General features: G+C 46.0%; 18 protein-coding genes and 2 other annotated features. Of the genes, 7 read left to right on the top strand and 11 right to left on the bottom strand.

Translation table 11 applies throughout. From position 1 onward, the window contains the following. Window positions 1-5 precede the first annotated feature (5 nt). The 3 genes from ABVF09_RS07835 to ABVF09_RS07825 form a co-directional block, all read right to left on the bottom strand. Window positions 6-1,304: an arsenic transporter gene (locus ABVF09_RS07835; protein ID WP_371068929.1), complete on the bottom strand. Its 1,299-nt coding sequence runs from the start codon at window positions 1,302-1,304 to the stop codon at window positions 6-8. A 16-nt stretch (window positions 1,305-1,320) separates the two neighbouring features. Further along, window positions 1,321-1,665 carry an ArsR/SmtB family transcription factor gene (locus ABVF09_RS07830; RefSeq protein WP_026568688.1) on the bottom strand — a complete coding sequence of 115 codons (345 nt, stop codon included), beginning with the start codon at window positions 1,663-1,665 and terminating at the stop codon, window positions 1,321-1,323. A gap of 685 nt (window positions 1,666-2,350) precedes the next feature. After that, a complete protein-coding gene (locus ABVF09_RS07825; protein ID WP_371068928.1) occupies window positions 2,351-3,913 on the bottom strand; it encodes a bifunctional metallophosphatase/5'-nucleotidase in 1,563 nt (520 codons plus the stop codon). 184 nt (window positions 3,914-4,097) lie between these two features. Here ABVF09_RS07825 and ABVF09_RS07820 point away from each other — a divergent pair, with 184 nt between their 5' ends. The 7 genes from ABVF09_RS07820 (at window position 4,098) to ABVF09_RS07790 (ending at window position 11,736) form a co-directional block, all read left to right on the top strand. Then, window positions 4,098-5,039, top strand: coding sequence for a phosphate/phosphite/phosphonate ABC transporter substrate-binding protein (locus tag ABVF09_RS07820; protein ID WP_152525558.1), 942 nt, complete (start codon window positions 4,098-4,100; stop codon window positions 5,037-5,039). A 148-nt stretch (window positions 5,040-5,187) separates the two neighbouring features. Further along, complete coding sequence (gene phnC, locus ABVF09_RS07815; protein WP_026568690.1) at window positions 5,188-5,985, top strand: phosphonate ABC transporter ATP-binding protein; 798 nt, start codon at window positions 5,188-5,190, stop codon at window positions 5,983-5,985. Continuing rightward, a complete protein-coding gene (gene phnE / locus ABVF09_RS07810) occupies window positions 5,969-6,760 on the top strand; it encodes a phosphonate ABC transporter, permease protein PhnE (RefSeq protein ID WP_026568691.1) in 792 nt (263 codons plus the stop codon). Before phnC ends, phnE (ABVF09_RS07810) begins: the two co-directional genes overlap by 17 nt. Next, window positions 6,757-7,557, top strand: coding sequence for a phosphonate ABC transporter, permease protein PhnE (gene phnE, locus ABVF09_RS07805; RefSeq protein WP_026568692.1), 801 nt, complete (start codon window positions 6,757-6,759; stop codon window positions 7,555-7,557). The genes phnE (ABVF09_RS07810) and phnE (ABVF09_RS07805) overlap by 4 nt, the downstream gene beginning before the upstream one ends. A 406-nt stretch (window positions 7,558-7,963) precedes the next feature. Next, the gene (locus ABVF09_RS07800; RefSeq protein ID WP_026568693.1) at window positions 7,964-9,586 is read left to right on the top strand and encodes an ABC-F family ATP-binding cassette domain-containing protein; all 1,623 of its coding nucleotides are present in this window, start codon (window positions 7,964-7,966) and stop codon (window positions 9,584-9,586) included. Window positions 9,587-9,947: 361 nt separating this feature from the next. Continuing rightward, window positions 9,948-11,333: an FAD-dependent oxidoreductase gene (locus tag ABVF09_RS07795; protein WP_153463705.1), complete on the top strand. Its 1,386-nt coding sequence runs from the start codon at window positions 9,948-9,950 to the stop codon at window positions 11,331-11,333. 196 nt (window positions 11,334-11,529) lie between these two features. Further along, complete coding sequence (locus tag ABVF09_RS07790; RefSeq protein ID WP_153463708.1) at window positions 11,530-11,736, top strand: hypothetical protein; 207 nt, start codon at window positions 11,530-11,532, stop codon at window positions 11,734-11,736. Window positions 11,737-12,323: 587 nt separating this feature from the next. Here ABVF09_RS07790 and trpA read toward each other — a convergent pair. The 8 genes from trpA to ABVF09_RS07750 all read right to left on the bottom strand — a co-directional run bounded on the left by trpA (window position 12,324) and on the right by ABVF09_RS07750 (window position 20,014). Then, complete coding sequence (trpA, locus tag ABVF09_RS07785) at window positions 12,324-13,121, bottom strand: tryptophan synthase subunit alpha (protein ID WP_371068927.1); 798 nt, start codon at window positions 13,119-13,121, stop codon at window positions 12,324-12,326. Continuing rightward, entirely contained in the window at window positions 13,114-14,319 is a 1,206-nt protein-coding gene (gene trpB, locus ABVF09_RS07780) for a tryptophan synthase subunit beta (RefSeq protein ID WP_371068926.1), read from the bottom strand. The genes trpA and trpB overlap by 8 nt, the downstream gene beginning before the upstream one ends. Window position 14,320: 1 nt before the next feature. Further along, window positions 14,321-14,938: a phosphoribosylanthranilate isomerase gene (locus ABVF09_RS07775; RefSeq protein WP_237648660.1), complete on the bottom strand. Its 618-nt coding sequence runs from the start codon at window positions 14,936-14,938 to the stop codon at window positions 14,321-14,323. A 12-nt stretch (window positions 14,939-14,950) separates the two neighbouring features. Further along, window positions 14,951-15,727: an indole-3-glycerol phosphate synthase TrpC gene (gene trpC / locus ABVF09_RS07770; RefSeq protein ID WP_237648661.1), complete on the bottom strand. Its 777-nt coding sequence runs from the start codon at window positions 15,725-15,727 to the stop codon at window positions 14,951-14,953. Then, window positions 15,727-16,755 (bottom strand): anthranilate phosphoribosyltransferase, encoded by a 1,029-nt coding sequence (trpD, locus tag ABVF09_RS07765; protein WP_153463715.1) that lies wholly within the window; start codon window positions 16,753-16,755, stop codon window positions 15,727-15,729. Before trpD ends, trpC begins: the two co-directional genes overlap by 1 nt. Further along, window positions 16,736-17,338, bottom strand: a complete 603-nt coding sequence (locus ABVF09_RS07760) for an anthranilate synthase component II (RefSeq protein WP_153463718.1) — start codon at window positions 17,336-17,338, stop codon at window positions 16,736-16,738. The genes trpD and ABVF09_RS07760 overlap by 20 nt, the downstream gene beginning before the upstream one ends. Then, window positions 17,319-18,731: an anthranilate synthase component I gene (trpE, locus tag ABVF09_RS07755; RefSeq protein WP_153463721.1), complete on the bottom strand. Its 1,413-nt coding sequence runs from the start codon at window positions 18,729-18,731 to the stop codon at window positions 17,319-17,321. The genes ABVF09_RS07760 and trpE overlap by 20 nt, the downstream gene beginning before the upstream one ends. Window positions 18,732-18,802: 71 nt before the next feature. After that, window positions 18,803-19,052 (bottom strand) — a binding site (T-box leader). Window positions 19,053-19,102: 50 nt separating this feature from the next. Further along, window positions 19,103-19,347, bottom strand: a binding site (T-box leader). Between the two features lie 118 nt (window positions 19,348-19,465). After that, window positions 19,466-20,014 (bottom strand): hypothetical protein, encoded by a 549-nt coding sequence (locus ABVF09_RS07750; RefSeq protein WP_051382154.1) that lies wholly within the window; start codon window positions 20,012-20,014, stop codon window positions 19,466-19,468. Window positions 20,015-20,026: the final 12 nt, after the last annotated feature.

Below are 20,026 nucleotides of genomic sequence, written 5' to 3'. Positions count from 1 at the left end.
TTGATTTACAGTAATAATAGCGTTAGAAATAATCCTATCAACGTAATGAACAGGATGGGAATCGTCAAAATGATCCCTGTCTTGAAGTAAGTGCCCCAGCTGATTTTTACGCCTTTTTGCGAAAGGACATGGAGCCATAGCAATGTCGCCAGGGAACCGATCGGTGTAATTTTCGGCCCTAAATCAGATCCAATGACATTGGCGTAAACGAGCGCCTCCCGCATGACTCCAGTAGTATCCGTTTCTGCAATCGCCAGCGCATCGATCATGACGGTCGGCATGTTATTCATAATCGAGGATAAAATAGCCGCAATAAAGCCCATTGCCACTGTCCCGACAAACAACCCTTGTTCGGCACTTGCTTCAATCGCCCGGGCCAGAACCTCTGTCAGTCCGGCATTCCGCAACCCATACACCACGACATACATGCCGATCGAGAAAAACACAATCTCCCAAGGCGCACCTTTTACGACAGCTGTCGTGTTCACGGCTTTGCTTCCACGTGCCAGTCCCAGGAAGCATATCGCAATCACACCGGCTACAATGGAAACCGGTAGGGCGATGAATTCACTGACAAAATAACCGATGAGCAGAATACCGAGCACATACCAGGAAATCCGGAACAGTTTTGGATCTCTTACGGCTTCCCCCGGTGTTTTCAACTGGGACAAATCGTATTGCCTGGGAATGTTTTTTCTGAAGTAAATAAATAGTACCAGTACGGTTGCAGCCAGTGAGAACAAGTTCGGGATGATCATCCGCGATGCATATTCCAGAAAACCAATGCCGAAGAAATCGGCCGATACAATGTTCACCAGGTTGCTGACAACCAGGGGCAGCGAGGTGGTATCGGCAATAAAACCGCTCGCCATGATGAATGGAAAGATCATTTTTTCTTGAAAGTTCAAATTGCGCACCATCGCCAACACGATCGGCGTTAATATCAAGGCTGCTCCGTCATTGGCAAACAGTGCCGCCACAATCGCTCCCAACAAGCTGACGTAAATAAACATTTTCACGCCATTGCCTCGTGCGGCTCTTGCCATATGTAAAGCAGCCCATTCAAAGAAACCAATTTCATCCAGAATAAGAGAAATAATAATAATGGCGACAAAGGCGAGCGTGGCATTCCAGACTATTTCGGTTACTTCCCAGACATCACTGAATCCGACCACTCCTGCCAACAATGCAAGAACAGCACCGCCGCAGGCAGACCATCCAATCGATAAACCTTTCGGCTGCCAAATGACGAGAACGAGAGTCGCCAAAAAAATCAACAGTGCTAAGATGACTGACAAAGACAACGTTTATTCCCTCCGATCAACAACATGTAATCCGTGTACCTTTTGCTTCCAGTTCTTTTAATTTTTCCTCCTGATCAGGCAATTGCGTGAGCACTTGCTGGACAAACGAAAAATATTCACTATTCTTATTGATCGAATAAAAAATCCATTGTCCTTTCCGTTCTTCTTTGACAATCCCGACATCACGCAGTTTGCGGAGGTGCTGACTGATCGACGGCTGACTTGCCTGGAATATTTCGACGAATTCACAAACACAACAATCATGGTTTTCAAGCAGCTTCATCATCGTCAGCCGGGTTTTATCCCCCAACAATTTCAAGATCATGGCAGCTTTCTCCATTTCGAGTTCCCTTTTCAGCATATATGTCTCTCCCTTCAATCCGTATATTAATATATAATGATTTGCTTATATATGCAAATAAAAAAAACTTTCATAAAAACATATCCGGCATCCCCCTCCACCCTCATGCAATCACCTTAATGGAAGAGGATCCCAGCAATGAACTGGAATATTATATTTTTTTCATTATCTTGCCTTGTCCATCGCACTCAGGACATTTATTATCCAGGCGAAAGAACAGGAACTTTTTTTGGATACTTCCTTTCCCACGACAGCTGCGGCATATCGTATATAACTTCACATGTCCAATCCTTTCTGGTTTTTGATTGTACGCAAAATGTAAATTTTTAGTTAATTTCAATTATATCATATTGATTCCCTTGAAAGAGGGTAAACACTTAAGCGTATGCCGACATGGTATAGAAGAATCCCGTTTCCACGATTACCATTTTGATTTTTGATGAAAGAAAAGGAACGGGAACAAAAGCAGCGTGATCAATATAAAAACCGAACCATCTCGTTCGGTTTTTTGGTTAGAAAGGAGTACACTGTTCTACACTTTTAAAAAGAGCAACGCTCCACTCCGGCAAGGTACTTCGCTTCCGCGGATACGTAGTATCTTGCCGAAACGATTCGAAGCACATATCAAACAACAGGATAAAAAGAAGTCTATCTAGGGACAAATAACAACCGGCCTCTTCCCTTTTTATATAGTCACTTTCCAATTATGATCACAAGTAGCTTCAATTGTTTTTCTTTTTAAAATATAGTCTGCAATCAGCTCGGTCATGTCGACCGGAATATCTTTGACCAGCGGCTTGCCCTGGTACATATCGAAGTCGCCGGCACCACCAGCGCGGTAGTTGTTCATTACTACATCATACTGCTTATCAAGATCGATCGGTTTGCCGTGATAGTCCAGCTTGACTACGCGGTCCCCAACCGGATTGGAGATTTGCAGCTGATAATCGATCCCTTCCCACATATCATAGTTATAATGCTGCGGTTTTGGCTCGATAAAAGCTGGATTGACGGTGATTTCTCCATCCACGACCTGGAAGTATTTCGCGCTTTGCTCCAAGGCATCCTTGATATCCTGTCCACTGATGCGGATGACGTTCAATGTGTTTGGATACACATAATTCGAAACAATGTCCCTCATGGTGACATTTTCTCCAAACCCTGGTGAATCATTATTGAATAGTGCGGTATTGGCAATATCCACACCTGCCGCATCCATTTGTACCTTATTGATGAATTCAATCAAAGGATTGTCCTGAAGCCGTGTTTGCATGGGATCATCTATCGTCATATCCCCTTGGATTTTCCCAATCGGACTATCCAGCCATTCCTGTGTGGCTTCCTCGAATTCAGCAATCAAATCCAACACTTCTTCGTCCGCCTGAATCTGTTCATCTATTTCGATTACTGCGGGAAGCGCCTGTTTCAGTTGCCATCCTTCACCGCCCTTCTCCAGTGACAATCTCACTTCTCCAAGCACTTGTCCATTGTTGCTTGGCTGGACGACAGCTATGTTATTGACCGTTTCGGCAATCGTGCGATGCTGATGACCAGTAATCAGCACATCGACTCCCTCAAGCTCCTCCACCATTTGATAACCTTCATTTTCGCCGGTCAGCCTTTCGGTCGGTTCCCCGGTTTTCAAATCCCGTTCAAATCCGCCGTGATAGGAGACGATCATAACGTCCGGCCGCTCTGTTTCCCGGATAAATGCCACCCATTTTTTTGCCGTCTCCAAGGCATCCGGGAACTCCAGCCCCTCGATATTCCGCGCTTCTTCCCAATTCGGAATGAATTGAGTCGTTATACCGAGCACCGCAATTTTGACCCCGGCGATTTCCTTTATGATGTATGGGTCGCCAAATGCCGGTTTTCCCGTAGCTCCATCGACGACTGTCGCGGAAAGCCAGGGAAAATCCGCTTGTTCCACCACTTTTTTCAAATATTCCAGTCCATAATTGAATTCATGGTTTCCAAAAACCGAGGATTGATAGCCCATATGATTGGCCACTTTGATAATCGGGTTCGGCTCCTCCTGTTTATACTTCGCATGGTAATAAGTCAGAGGACTCCCCTGGATCAAGTCTCCATTGTCGAGCAGCAGTACATTGCTTCCTGTCCGCTTTTGATTTACAAGGGTGGAAATTTTCGCGAGCCCGAGCCCTCGGTCTGTATGGTCCCGGTAAGTAGTCGGATAGATGTATCCATGGATATCGCTGGTGACTAGTACGTGAATCTCTCTCTCCATGATTTCCCTCCTGTTAATGGTTATCTCCTGTTTCTCTAAAAATATCATAACAATACCAAAATCTATTATAATCGAAATCGGGAAAATTTTTTAAAAATTTTACAAACTATTTACATCATATGACAAAAATTATGCTATAGTAACGGAGTAACACATTTTAAAAAATATTGGAGGTAGTTTTCCTATGTTGTTTAAGAAGCTTGCAACAGTTGGAGCGACTTTAGCTTTAACGGCTGGTATTATTAGTGGATGCGGCGGTTCAGATGATGCAGAAGGCGCTAGCGGTGAAGGTTCAGAGGCTTATGTTCCAGAGAAATTGACGGTGCAATTCGTCCCTTCCCAGAATGCCGATACATTGGAAGCCAAAGCGAAGCCATTGGAAGAATTGCTTAGTGAACGTCTGGACATCCCGGTTGAAGTTAGTGTATCCACGAACTACAACACAATCATAGAAGCTATGGATTCAAAGAAAGTTGACGTAGGATTCTTACCCCCTACTGCTTATGTGTTAGCAAAAGAAAAAGGTGCAGCAGAAGTAATCCTGCAAGCACAGCGTTACGGTGTAGAAGATGAAACCGGACAGCCGACAGACGAGCTGGTGGACGGTTATAAATCCGAGTTTGTCGTTAAAGCAGACTCTGATATTGAAAGCATTGAAGACTTAAAAGGCAAAAAAATCGCCTTCCAGGACGTTACTTCTTCTGCAGGATATGTATGGCCGGCAGCAGCTTTGATGGATGCTGGAATCGATCCGCTTGAAGATGTACAAGGTGTCACTGTCAAAGGCCACGACCAAGGTGTCATCTCGGTTCTTAATGGCGATGTTGACGCGGCAGTTGTTTTCCAGGATGCACGTAACACGGTAGTGGGAGATTACCCGACCGTATTTGAAGATACGAAGATTGTTGAGTTTACTGAAATGATCCCTAACGATACCATCGCTGTCCGTTCCGACATGGATTCCGAATGGAGCGATAAAATCAAAGAAGCCTTCATCGACATCGGCCAAGATGAAGAAGGCCATGAAATCGTCAAAGAAATCTATACACATGAAGGATATGTTGAATCAGAAGACAGCAAGTTTGATATTGTAAGAGAATACTCCGACAAAGTAAAAACCGAATAGTTTCATCCGTTTTCGGGATTTAGCCTATCCAATAGTATGAACATACAGCCAGTCGATATTATCTCGTACTGGCTTTTCTTTTATGTAAACAATTAGGTATATCCAGCAGCTCAGATTGATTAAATTCTTGTAAAGGTTGGTATGAAGAGTGATAGAATTCAAGAACGTTTCGAAAGTTTATCCGAATGGTACTCAGGGATTGAAAAACATCAATATCAAGATAGAAAAAGGCGAATTCGTCGTTATTGTCGGGCTTTCCGGGGCTGGTAAATCTACTTTTCTCCGCTCGATCAACAGATTGCACGAAATTACATCCGGTGAAATCACCATCGACGGCAAATCGATCACGAAAGCAAAAGGGAAAGATTTACGCATCGCCCGCCGTAACATCGGGATGATTTTCCAGAACTTCAACCTGGTGAAAAGGTCGACGGTTATCCGGAATGTCCTGTCAGGCCGGGTTGGCTATCATTCCACCTTGCGGACAGTACTAGGCTTGTTCCCCAAAGAAGATGTCAATCTTGCCCTCAACGCATTGGACCGGGTGAACATAGTCGAGAAAGCTTACACCCGATCTGATCAGCTTTCCGGCGGGCAGCAACAAAGGGTATCGATTGCCCGTGCACTTGCCCAGGAAGCAAAAATCATCCTGGCAGACGAGCCTGTTGCCTCGCTTGACCCTTTGACGACGAAACAAGTAATGGATGACTTGCAAAAAATCAATCAGGATTTGGGGATCACAACCGTGGTAAACCTGCATTTCATCGACATCGCAAGGCAATATGCTACCAGAATCATCGGCCTGCAAGCTGGTGAAGTCGTATTCGACGGTCCAGTCGAAGAAGCAACCGATGAAAGGTTCTCAGAAATTTACGGCCGTCCTCTTGAAACACGAGAAGAGGACGAAGTAGAAGTAGGAGAGTCTGCCAATGAATCAAGTAAATGAACAAAAGATTCCGAAAGCACCCAGCAAACTGAAGCATTATTTTACGTTCATCCTGATTTTGCTGCTGCTTTGGGGCAGCGCCTACCAAACTGACAGCACGTTCAGCGAATTGATCGAAGGCTTTCCAAACATGTTTTCTGTGCTTGACCAAATGATTCCGCCCAATTGGGCCTACTTCGACAACATTATCGAAGCCATGCTCGACACCATCCGTATGGCCGTTTTAGGAACGACCATCGGGGCAATCATTGCCATTCCGTTTGCGATTTTCTCGGCTAGTAACATGATAAAGTCCACTTGGGTGTATTACCCTGTAAGGTTTCTTTTAAACCTGGTCCGTACCATTCCGGAATTGTTATTGGCGGCAATATTCGTTGCCATTTTCGGTTTAGGACCGCTCCCTGGTATCTTTGCCTTGGGTATTTTTTCGACCGGAATCATCGCCAAGTTGACATATGAAGCAATTGAAGGCATCGACAAAGGCCCTCTTGAATCGATGACAGCGGTCGGCGCCAATAAGATACAATGGATCATGTTCTCTGTGGTGCCGCAGGTTGCCGCTTATTATGTATCCTATGTACTTTATTCTTTTGAAATCAATGTCCGTGCTGCTGCAATATTGGGACTCGTCGGAGCTGGCGGTATCGGGGAATATTACGACCGGACCCTTGGCTTCCTGGAGTATGACAAGGTCAGCACGATTATTATATTCACATTGTTGGTTGTGTTAATAATTGATTATATCAGTACTAAATTACGGGAGAATTTACTATGAGCAGTGCAACTAGACCGATTAAACCAAAAAAGAATATCGTCAGACGCTGGGTTATCTTTATAGCGCTCGCTTTGTTGTATATCTGGGCTTTATCCGGTGTTCCGATTGAGGGATTCAAAGAGACTGCCGGACAAATCTCGAAAGCGATCGTCTCGGGTATCTTTTCACCGGATTGGGACTATGTTTATTTACCTGAAGGGGAAGACCTTCTGCGCGGCCTCCTGGATACTTTGGCCATCGCCATTCTGGGGACGTTCATTTCGGCCTTTCTCTGTATCCCGTTCGCTTTCTGGGCAGCAAACAATATGAGTAAATTCAAAGCCAATGCCGGTATCGGAAAGTTCTTCCTCAGCTTTGTCCGTACGTTTCCGGAATTGGTTATGGCCTTGTTGTTCATCAAAATGGTCGGACCGGGTTCGTTTGCCGGGGTTCTGGCATTGGGACTCCATTCCATCGGCATGCTCGGAAAATTATTCTCCGAGGAAGTGGAAAACATTGATTTCGGGCCTTCCGAAGCCTTGAAGGCGACCGGTGCCCGTCCGCTTCAAACATTGTGGTTTGCCGTGTTCCCACAGGTTTTGCCCGGTTTTATCTCTTATACCTTGTATCGTTTTGAAATCAACCTCCGTTCTGCCAGTGTGCTTGGTATCATCGGAGCCGGCGGTATCGGTACGCCGTTGATTTTCGCTATGCAATCCAGGGATTGGAGCCGAGTAGGTATCATCCTTCTCGGAATTATCGTCATGGTAACCATCGTCGATATCATTTCCGGATATCTTCGTAAAAAAATTGTTTAATAGTACCGACATTGTCACCCAATAGACAGACACCCGCAGAAAACTACAATTGCCGTGAAATCCAGATCGGTAGATTGTAGTTTTTCTGTTAAATCTTTTCCTTATTATAAGAACGTTGATTGATAGAAATGCTGTGTGGCATCTTGATTGATTGCTGTGATGCCCACATCATTCTCCTATTGCATTGATCTTTAGAACGTGCTTTTCTGAGGGTTCGGTGTTTGTAGCAGGCACAGCCGCCCACGGTAGCGTATTGTAGTTGCAGGCAAATTACACCTTCACTCTCCCGAAAAGTCAGATAGAATCCACAACTTGTCAGAAGCAGTCCTCGCAGTACATTGACTAAAAGCAGCAAAACCTTTATCCTTGATTGGATGGAATACTATTTGGAGGAATGTTATAACTTATGATAAATGTGAGCAATGTAAGTCTCCGTTATGGCGATAAAAAGTTGTTTGAAGACGTTAATATAAAATTCACTGCCGGTAATTGCTATGGCTTGATTGGTGCCAATGGCGCCGGAAAATCAACCTTCTTAAAGGTGCTTTCCGGAGAAGTCGAACCGCAAACCGGTCATGTGTCCCTTGGCCCCGATGAGCGGCTGGCTGTGTTGAAGCAGGACCACTTTGAGTATGAAGAATATGAAGTTCTGAAAACTGTCGTGATGGGCCATGAACGCCTGTACCAAATCATGCAGGAGAAAGACGCCATTTACATGAAGCCGGATTTTTCCGAGGAAGACGGCATGCGGGCTGCCGAGCTTGAAGGCGAATTCGCCGAATTGAACGGTTGGGAAGCTGAGTCCGATGCAGCCGTTCTATTGAAGGGGTTGGGAATCGGTGAAGATCTCCACACGAAGCAAATGGCCGACTTAACAGGTTCTGAAAAGGTAAAAGTGCTTCTTGCCCAAGCCTTGTTCGGCAATCCGGACATTCTACTGTTGGATGAACCGACCAACCATCTGGACATCCATGCAATTCAGTGGCTGGAAGAGTTCTTGATCAACTTCGAGAACACCGTCATCGTCGTTTCCCATGACCGTCACTTCCTGAATAAGGTGTGTACCCATATTGCTGACGTCGATTATGGAAAAATTGAAATCTATGTCGGCAACTATGACTTCTGGTACGAGTCGAGCCAGCTTGCTTTGAAAATGGCCCAGGAAGCGAACAAGAAAAAGGAAGAAAAAATCAAGGAACTGCAAAACTTCGTTGCCCGATTTAGCGCGAATGCTTCGAAGTCGAAACAGGCCACTTCCCGAAAAAAAATGCTCGATAATATTACCCTGGATGATATCAAGCCGTCCTCACGCCGTTATCCGTATGTGGCATTCACACCGGGCCGTGAAATCGGGAATGACCTTTTGCGCGTTGAAGGGATTTCCAAAACAATCGATGGTGAAAAGGTACTTGATAACGTCAGCTTTACCATGAATAAAGATGACAAGATTGCACTTGTCGGTAAAAATGAGATTGCCAAAACCACCTTGCTCCGGATATTGATGGGTGAAATCGAACCAGATGAAGGAACATACAAATGGGGAGTAACCACTTCACAATCGTATTTCCCGAAAGATAATACCGAGTATTTCAAAAATGGTGACTTAAACTTGGTCGACTGGCTGCGTCAATATTCACCTGAAGACCAAACGGAAACCTTCCTGCGCGGATTCCTGGGAAGAATGTTGTTCTCTGGTGAAGAAGCGTTGAAGAAATCCAATGTTCTTTCCGGGGGAGAAAAAGTGCGCTGCATGCTTTCCAAGATGATGCTCAGCAATGCCAATGTCTTATTGTTGGATGAACCTACCAACCATCTGGACTTGGAATCGATCACCTCATTAAATAACGGTTTGGTCAATTTCAAGGGATCTGTTCTATTCACTTCCCATGACCAGCAGTTTGTCGACAGTATTGCCAACCGCTTGATTGAAATTACGCCAAAAGGCTTGGTCGACAAAGAAATGAGCTACGATGAATATGTAGCAGACAAAAAATTGCAACAGCAAATAGAAGAAATGTACGCTGTTTGACTTGTGGAGGCAGAGACAACAGTGTATGTCTGTTCTACCCGCTAAAACCGAACGATTCCAAATCGTTCGGTTTTTTGATTACAAGATAGGAACCGTCTTCCCCCTTCTCTTTGGAAGCTTGCCTTCCCAATCCGGCAAGTTTCGCTTTCCGTGGGCACGGCTTCTAGTCACTGGCCATCAAAGAGTCCCTTCTATGTTTTTAGGTCTATATACCTATTTTGTGAAATATATCACAAAGTTGTTGATTTATCCTCCCGACGGGTCTATACTTGGTATGTAATCAATTGTGATTAATTTCACATGTATATGTGAATTGATTCACATGTATATATACTATCAATCCATTGGAGGATGATTTTCTATGAAAGTAGCAGTTATCGGATGTACCCACGCAGGGACTGCAGCAATAACAAATATTTTGAATATGTATCCTGATGCAGAAATTGATGTATTTGAAAAAAATGACAATGTTTCTTTTTTATCCTGTGGCATCGCCTTATATGTAGGCGGAGTCGTAAAAGATCCAGACGGCTTGTTCTATGCATCCGTTGAAGGCTTTGAAAAACAAGGAGTCCGAATGCATATGCAGCACATCGTGACGGAATGCGATACGAACAACAAAACCTTGGTAGCAAAAAACCTGAAAACAGACGAAACAAGAGAATATCAGTACGACAAACTGATTATCACCTCTGGATCTTGGCCAGTGACACCGCCTATTCCAGGAAGTGACCTGGAAAATGTGCAGCTTTGTAAAAACTTTCACCATGCCAACGAAATCATACAGCGTTCTGAACACGCCGAGAACATCGTGGTAGTCGGTGCCGGCTATATCGGTATTGAGCTAGTCGAAGCATTCGAGCAGGCTGGAAAGCAGGTAACGTTGATCGATAGTGAAAGCCGCATCCTTAACCGTTATCTGGATGAGGAATTCACCAGTCCGATTGAAAAAACACTTAGCGAAAAAGGAGTCACCTTGGCTCTCGACCAGACAGTCAGTTCCTTCCAGGGCGATGGTGGCAAGGTCACACAAGTAATCACCGGGCAATCGAGCTATGATGCAGATTTAGTCATTATGTGTATCGGCTTCCGTCCGAACACCGCATTGTTTACCGGGCAAGTAGACATGCTTGAAAATGGGGCCATCATCGTGAATGAGTATATGCAAACAAGCAAAAAAGACGTTTTCGCAGCAGGTGACTGTTGTGCCGTAGCTTACAATCCTACGGAAAAACCGGCTTATATTCCTTTAGCCACAAACGCTGTCCGGATGGGTACATTGGCTGCTTACAATCTATTGGTACCACGAATCCCCCATCAAGGGACACAGGGTACTTCTGGATTGAAGATCCATCAGCACAACCTATCGGCAACTGGTTTGACAGAAACCGCAGCCGCTACAGCCGGCATGCGAGTGGGAAGCGCGTTGCTGGAAGATACCTACAGACCAGAATTCATGCCGGAAAATACTATGCTCAGACTGAAGGTCGTGTACGAGATGGACAGCCACCGGATTGTCGGTGCCCAAGTCATCTCTGAAGGAGATTTCACTCAAGCAATGAACACATTGAGTGTCGCCATTCAAAACAAGATGACGATTGAACAAATGGCACTGACAGATTTCTTCTTCCAGCCACATTATAACAAGCCATGGAATTACCTCAATCAAGTATGTATCCAGGCAATGAAACAAATCGAGGAAAAGCAGATTAGACAACAAAAGGAGCCTGGGACAAAAGCATCGTGACCAAAATAAAACCGAACGATACTACCATTCGTTCGGTTTTTTGATGAGCAAAAAGCAAAACGTTCGGCTCTATAATGAATGTGGTGGTGCCCCCTGTCGTAATGGCTGTTCCTGCAGTGTGCAAAAAAACACACGCATTCCCTCTCTCTTTGTTACCTTAAAGTTGCGACACCAAAGGAAAAAGAGAGGGATAGGAGTGCAATGTCATTTAATCATAGAATTATTGGGGATTAAAGATAAACAAGTGGATGTATGGGGTGTAGAGGAAGAAGACAGTGCTTTTAGGGTAGAACTCTACACAAGACAAAAACGACAAACGTGCCCGTTCTGTAAAGAGAAAACAAAACGGGTACATATATATCCATTTAATAATGGGGATATCGAGGGAATAAACAATACATAAAGGTTTTAAAACGAGATTCCTTAAGGATCAAATACTTTGGACGATTAAAGCATAAAATTTTATGGCAGGAAGTGGTTAAAAAGGCTCCATAGAGCGAAATAGCGTAGCAGAGGAAATAAGCGAGACTCCTGCGGAAAAACGGGCGGCCGAGACCCCGCAGCGGCCTTTGCGAGGAGGCTCGGGCGTTCGTCCGCGGAAAGCGAGTTTATTTCCTCTGCGGTCTGAGTAAAATAGCTATTTTTGGAATGAGTTTTCGATAAAGAGAGGGGGGAAGAAAAATCACACCCCCCATGTGACAGAGTACCAAACGTTCTCCCCCTTACAATAGTGCAAATTTCCACTCCGGCAAGGTACTTCACTTTCCGCGTATCTGGCCGTAGCGATTTGAAGCACACATCAAACAACAGGATAAAACGAGAATATATCAAGAAAAACCGAACGGATGTAGTATAAATTTACAATTCGTTCGGTTTTTTCTTTACTGGCCATGCTTTTATCCCGGCCTCTGTTTTACTTTCTAACTGCATTCAAATCCAAAGAAATCCTATTATGCATAGCTCGTTGTCTAGACAAGGATCCATTGCTAGTTATTCAGCAGTTGTCTGCTCCTTGCCGCTTGCTGCAGCTATCAATGTTTTGATTTCCTCACGGTTGTTTTGATGAAGGGCATCGACGATTTTGCTTCCCACGACCACCCCGTCACAGTTGGCGCTCAGTTCTTTGACATGTTCGGGAGTCGATACCCCGAATCCGGCAAGCACCGGTTCCTGGCAAATATTTTTCAAAGAAGCCAAATGTTCCTGCAATTCATCCTTGAAATCTGCCCTCGCTCCGGTTGTTCCGGTCACGGTGACCGCATACAAAAAACCTTCTGTGCGTCTTGCCAATTCCTTCAGACGCTCTGGAGGACTAGTCAAGGATGCTAAGCGGATCAAGGCAATATCGTTGGCCTGCAGCTCCTTTGCGACCAGGTTTTCTTCTTCGAGCGGCAGGTCGGGAATAATCAAGCCGCTGACTCCGGCAGTCCGGCAAGCTGAAGCAAATGCCTCTATCCCATATGCATAAATTGGATTCAGATAGGTCATAAGGACAATCGGAATCGAACGTTTTTCCTTGAATTGGCCGAGTTTATCCAATATCGCACGAAGACTGACACCTTGTTCAAGAGCACGGATACCCGCCTCCTGTATTGTCGGGCCGTCTGCTACAGGATCGGAAAACGGAACGCCAAGCTCCAGAATGGTCGCACCGCTGTCCTGCAAAAATTGAACCTTTTCTTCTAAACTGTCCAAGCCGCCATCTCCGGCCATGATATAAGGAACAAACGCCTTATCGCCTTGATCAAGCACTTCCTGAAACGCCTGTTTTATTCGTTGTTTACTCATATGAACTCCCTCCAAACGCAGATCTCACCGTATCCACATCCTTATCCCCGCGACCAGATAAACAGACGACAATCGTTTCCGATGCCTCCATTTTTTTAGCCAGCTTCATGCTGTAAGCAACCGCATGAGCACTTTCCAACGCCGGCATGATTCCTTCCGTCTTGGTCAAAAGCTGCAATGCCTCCAATGCCTCCGTATCTGTGATGGAGTCATAGAGGACTCTTCCCGTTTCTTTCAAATGACTGTGCTCCGGCCCGATTCCAGGGTAATCAAGGCCGGCTGAAATCGAGTGCGCCTCCGTCACCTGGCCGTTCTCATCCTGCAGCAAGTAGCTGAGGGTGCCATGAAGAATACCGGCTTTTCCGTCCGTCAATGTAGCAGCATGCTTACCAGTGTCAATGCCCGACCCGCCTGCTTCCACACCATGAAGCGTTACCTGTTCATCTTCGACAAATGGATAAAACATCCCCATCGAATTACTCCCGCCACCGATACAGGCTACGACTGCCTCCGGAAGTTTCCCTTCCTGCTCAACAATTTGTTTGCGTGTTTCAATCCCGATCACGCTTTGGAAGTCCCGCACAATTTTCGGAAATGGATGGGGTCCGACGACGGAGCCGATAATATAATGGGTATCTTCCACATTTGTCACCCAGTACCGCAGCGCTTCGTTCACAGCATCCTTAAGCGTTCCGCTCCCTTGGTCCACGCTCTCGACTCGTGCGCCAAGCAGTTCCATCCGGAAAACATTCAGTTTTTGTCTTCGTATATCCTCTTTGCCCATGAAAATCACACAATCCAGCCCGAGCAATGCACAAACAGTGGCGGTTGCCACGCCATGCTGTCCCGCTCCGGTTTCTGCCACTACTTTTTTCTTGCCCATCCGTTGGGTGAGCAGGGCCTGCCCGATGGCATTGTTGATTTTATGAGCACCGGTATGGTTGAGATCCTCCCGCTTCAAATAAATTTTGGGTCCACCAAGCTGGCGGGAAAAATTTTCGGCATAGTACAAAGGGGTTTCCCTGCCTACATATTGCTTGAAGTAATAATCCACTTGATCAATAAATGCCGGATCCGCCATTGCTTCTTCATATGCCTTTTCCAGCTCCAATACGGCCGGCATCAATGTTTCAGGGACGAATCTTCCGCCAAAACTGCCAAAATGGCCCTGGATATCGGGTTGTTGGTAGGTTTTCATGTTATCCTTCCTCTCCTGTGGTTTTTGCCGCTTGAATAAATGTGCGGATTTTTTTTTCATCCTTCATCCCTTCCGTTTCCACCCCACTTGATACGTCCACCGCATACGGGGTGACCTCTTGTATCGCCTCTCTGACATTATCGGCATGTAATCCGCCCGCCAGAATCAACTTTCCGTTCAATGATGGCAGCTCACTGGTCAGTGACCAGTCGAATACTTCTCCGTTCCCACCACGATATTTCCCGGCAGGGCTGTCGAGCAAAAAGTAATCACATTGATAGAAAGCCAGTTTTTTCAGGTCTGTTGTACTTGTGATTTGAAATGCTTTGATTACAGGGATTTTCAAGCTTTTTACCATTTCCGGCGATTCGTCTCCATGAAGCTGAGCATAATCCAGTCCGACGCGTGCGGCAATTTCCTCGACTGTTTCCGCCTGCTCATTGACAAATACACCGACTTTTTTCACTTCGGCAGGAAGTTTTTCTGCAATGGAGCGGGCCTGTTCCACACTAACCCGACGCTTACTTGGGGCAAAGACAAAGCCAATGAAGTCGGCTCCCCCGTTCACCGCTGCTTCTGCTGCCTCCCGTGTCGTTATCCCGCAAATTTTCACTTGCATGTCTACATCCTCCTAAAACTGCGGCACCCGCAAATCCTTAAATGTCTGTGCTAAATTTCCTGAACGCATCATGGTTTCTCCGACCAATATACCTTTGACACCGTGCTGCCGGACTCTTTCTACATCGTCTCTGTGCCGAAATCCACTTTCGCTGATGACCAATGTTTCCGGATCCTTGATGTGCGATGCAAGCCGTTCTGTAATACCGAGATCCACTTCAAATGTTTTTAAATCCCGGTTGTTGATTCCGATGATTTGCGCACCTATGCCTTTTGCCGTGTCCAATTCTTCCTCGTTATGCACCTCCAGCAAGACATCGAGGTCTTTTGCCTTCGCATACTGGTATAATGCGGTCAAACGCTCTTTAGGAAGAGCGGCAGCGATCAGCAAAATAACGTCTGCTCCATAATCCTTTGCCCGGTCGATTTGAATTTCATCAATCATAAAGTCTTTGTTCAAAATCGGTACTTCGACCTTCTGACGGACAGCTGCCAAATCGAGCATGGTACCTTGAAAAAATGGCTGATCGGTCAAAATCGAAATCGCTCCTGCCCCGTTGCCGGCATACTCCTGTGCCTGTTCAGGTGGATTTACGGCAGTGTTTATCACTCCCTTGGAAGGGGAAGCCCGCTTTATTTCTGCGATGATACCGATGGTTTCAGCATGGATAAACCGGTCATATAAGGAGCGTTTCGCTGTCACGGATGCACGGGATGCCGGCTGGTAGCTATGTTTCAGTTGAGCAACTTCTTTCGCTTTTTCTGCCAAAATTTTATCCAGGATAGTCATCAGCCGACCACCTCCTGTTTCACTTTGTTGCTGTAATCAATCAAATTCTCCAGCTTGGTCAATGCTGCTCCCGAATCTATGCTCTCCTTGGCCAGAGCCACGCCTTCATGGACGGTAGACGCTTTACCGTTAGCCAAAATCGCCAGTCCGGCATTGAAAACAACAGTATCCCTATAGGCGCCCGTTTCTCCTCTCAGTACTCGATTTAAAATATCCGCATTTGCTTTGGCATCTCCACCGCGAATGTCGGCATTTGGATAAACGGGAAGCCCGACCTCCTCCGGATGTAACGTAAACGGAATCAATTCGCCCTTTTCCATCAACACCAAATGATTTTTTCCAGCCAGCGAAGCTTCATCCATATAACCGGCGCCATTGACAACCAACGCGCGTTTTCGGCCCAGACGATGCAGCGCTGCAGCCATCATTTCCAGCATCTCCCGGCTGTATATGCCGAGCAACTGGGTTTCTAATGTTACCGGGTTTGTCAACGGGCCGATCAGGTTGAAAATGGTCGGGATCCGCAAGTTTTGCCGGACCTTCATGATTTTCTTCAGAGATGGATGCACATGTGGTGCAAACAAAAAGGCGATGCCGTTATCCCTCAGTACTTCCTGCATTTGCTGCTTCGTCAAATCGAGCGATACTCCGAGCTCTTCCAGTACATCAGCGCTTCCGGTTTTGCTTGAAACACTGCGATTTCCATGTTTGGCGACAGGGATTCCGGCTCCGGCTATCACAAATGCGGAAGTAGTACTGATGTTAAAGCTGTGAGAACCGTCTCCTCCCGTGCCACAGTTATCCATCACCCCATCGATTCCATCGGTAGCGGCAATCGATTTTTCCCGAATGACATTGACGAGTCCTGCGATTTCTCCTGCCTGTTCTCCTTTGATTTTCAACGCGGTCAAAAATGCACCAATTTCCGTCTCGGATGTTTTATCCTGGAACATTTCCTGTGCTGCCTGCTCCATTTCCTGCTGGCTCAATGTTTCCTGTTGCATCAATTTATCGAGATACCGTTTCATATACATCCTCCTTACGTGTTGTCGAAAAGAAATTGCGAAGTATCGCCTTTCCTGTTTCCGTACCGATCGATTCCGGATGGAACTGCAGTCCGTAAACTGGATATTCCTGGTGCTGGAGTGCCATGATTTCCCCGTCGTCTTCGGAAGACGCTGTTACTTCCAAACAAGTCGGAACAGAGGTCTTATCCACGACGAGGGAATGATATCGCATCACTTCCAGCCCATCGGGAAAGCCTGCAAAAAGCTGCGACCCTGTATGAGTAATCGTCGACGTTTTCCCGTGCATGACCCTTGAAGCATGGACAATCGAACCACCGAAAGCTTCCCCTATTGCCTGGTGTCCGAGACAAATGCCAAGTAACGGTATGTTTCCGGCAAACTGCTGTACCGTCTCGACACATATCCCGGCTTCACTGGGACTCCCGGGTCCTGGCGATAAAACGATTGCTTTCGGGGCCATTTTCTGAATATCCGTTATTTTTATTGCATCGTTGCGGACAACCTGCACGGTTTCGCCTAATTCGGAAATATATTGAAACAGGTTATACGTAAAGGAATCATAGTTATCGATTAATAAAATCATGTTGGTTTACCTCCAATAAAGATTTCGCCTTATTGAGTGTCTCCTGATATTCAGCTGCCGGATCGGAGTCAAAAACGATACCGGCTCCGGCCTGTACGTAAGCCTTGTCGTCCTTGATGACCATCGTCCGGATGGCAAGGGCCAGATCGACATCTCCGTTCATATTCAAATAACCGACTGCTCCGGCATACACTCCGCGCCTTTCTTTTTCCAGATCATTTATGATTTGCATCGCCCTTATTTTCGGTGCGCCGGACACAGTACCTGCCGGGAGTGTCGCCGCCAGTGCATCCAGTCCGCTATAGCCCGCCAGAAGGGTACCTTGTACTTCCGAAACAATATGCATCACATGCTGGTATCGTTCAATCGTCATATATTTCGGAATCGAGATCGATCCAACCTGGCAAACTCTTCCCAGATCATTTCTGCTTAAGTCCACCAGCATCTTATGTTCGGCAAGCTCTTTTTCGTCTGTAATCAATTCTCCTGCCAGTTTGTCATCCTCTGCTGTTGTCCTCCCCCGCCGCCGGGTTCCCGCAATAGGGTTGGTGATGACTTGGTCACCTTTCGTTTTAATCAAGCTTTCCGGGGAAGCACCGAGGACAATGTAATCGTCAAAATCCAGATAAAACATATACGGAGAAGGATTCGCCCGGCGCAGGTGCCTGTAAAAAGTAAAAGGATCGGCATCAAAGCTTGCTTTCATACGCTGGGAAAGGACGACCTGGAAGATGTCTCCATCGACGATATGTTGTTTCGCCTGCTCGACTCTTTTCATAAATTCCTGTTTCTCCAGTTCCGGCGTAAATTCGACCGGTTCCAAGAGAGAGGAATCATCCTCCTTCCCCATCGAAACCATACGATGCAAGTCGGATAGTCGCTGCTCCAGTTCCTGTTCTGCCCGTTCCCCCGTCATGTCGATAGCAACGAGGGAAACGGTATGGTGGAGGTGGTCGAAAACAATGACATCCTGATAAAACAGCAAGTGCATATCTGGCATCGCTATTTCATCGTTTGCCACATCTCCAATATCTTCGTATTGCCGAATTGCGTCATAACCGACGTAACCGACCGCACCTCCGTAAAACGGAAACGGAAGCGGCAGTTCCTCTTCCCTCAAATGCTGTTTCGCCACCTCAAGTGGCCTGCCGGTTTCTGTAAAAGCTTGATCGGATAGCGTATCTTTGATGAATGCTTGATTGCCATCCCCTACGATTTCCTTGTATGGATCTGCACCCAAAAAAGAGTACCGTCCTTTTTCCGATTCACTTCCCAAGCTTTCCAATAAAAATTTTCGTTCTCCCTTCAACCGTTTGAACACGGAGATTGGGGTCAATGTATCTCCATTCACTTGCATTTGTTTATATACCGGGATATTCTTCGTCACCGTCATTTTCACACGCTCCTTTTATAATGATGTAGCTGATAAATAAAAAACCCCTATAAACACAACTAACTGTGTTTATAGGGGACGGTTTCTGCCGCGGTGCCACCACTATTGAAGGATTATCCTTCCGCTTTTTCGAGTACGGGACCGATTAAAATGCTTCATCCGATACTCTATCCCTGTAACGTGGGAATGACGGTTCTTCCTACTCCACTTTCAGAAAAACTCTCGTAAGGCCATTCAGTTTTTTTATTCTGCCAGGATCCCACCATCCCCGGCTCTCTTGAAGAAATCAAAAAACTTACTCTTCTTACTCGACGATTTAATCACCTATCTAATTGTCTGGAACGTATAAAAAAAACGGGTTCCCTCTCCATATAAAGGACGAGGGAACCCGTGGTACCACCTTTTTAGCTATTTAAGAAAACAGCCGCTCTGACAGCACAAACCGAAGTCTGCACCTGCCCTTTTAACGTTGGGCCATCCGCCAAAGCCTACTGTTCCGTGAAGTTCGGTTTGGGGCTCGGAAGTCCATTCACACAGCCGACGTACTGGTTTCCAGCTGCCACCAGCTCTCTATAACGTCTTCGCATGTGCTACTCTTCTTCGTCTTTGCCAAAGCTCATTGAATTATTGTTTACAATCATAGTACGGTCTTTTTGTTTTGTCAACAAGATAACGGAAAATTATTTATTGTTTTCCGAAAATTCATACACATGGCTTAAACTTGCTTTCCGAATTCACCCTTTTTGCCGGCCCAATCTTACAACAGCCATTTGCTTTAAATTACCCGCCTGTTTAATCATCATGGGATAAATCCATGCCAGCTTTCCGTCGTGACGCTCTCTTCCGGTCATGTCACCATATCCTGCATACCAAAACGCTTGCCATATGAATTTGGAACAATAATTGGTAGCCAATGTATCCAACCGTGGATCGAAGACATACCGTTTTATCTCGCAGATATGGTCCCCCGCCCACCTGGCAGCGTCCTCTGCTCCCCTCATCGGCCGAAAAATCGTCAGATCGGTTCCGAATTTGTGCCGCGACAAATAGACCGCCAACCCTTCGTAAAAGCCGCCTTTGGGATGGGAATGATAGACAAGCCGGTCATGCCCCACCATTCCCACATGTCCAACCATGAAAGTGGACCTTCCTTTGGCAGAATAAAGCACGTCCCCAGGTTCCATGGCAATTTTCGTTCCTGGATAAAGCTGTTCACCAGACATATGAAGCTGTCCCAGGTCGGCATATGCGAAATCGATGGATCGTTTGGAAAATGGTAACACTTCCCTCTTCTC

Origin of the sequence: Sediminibacillus sp. JSM 1682029, from assembly GCF_041366435.1 — a bacterium.
Taxonomy (GTDB): Bacteria; Bacillota; Bacilli; order Bacillales; family Amphibacillaceae; genus Sediminibacillus; species Sediminibacillus terrae.
This window is presented reverse-complemented; position numbering and strand designations above follow the sequence as displayed.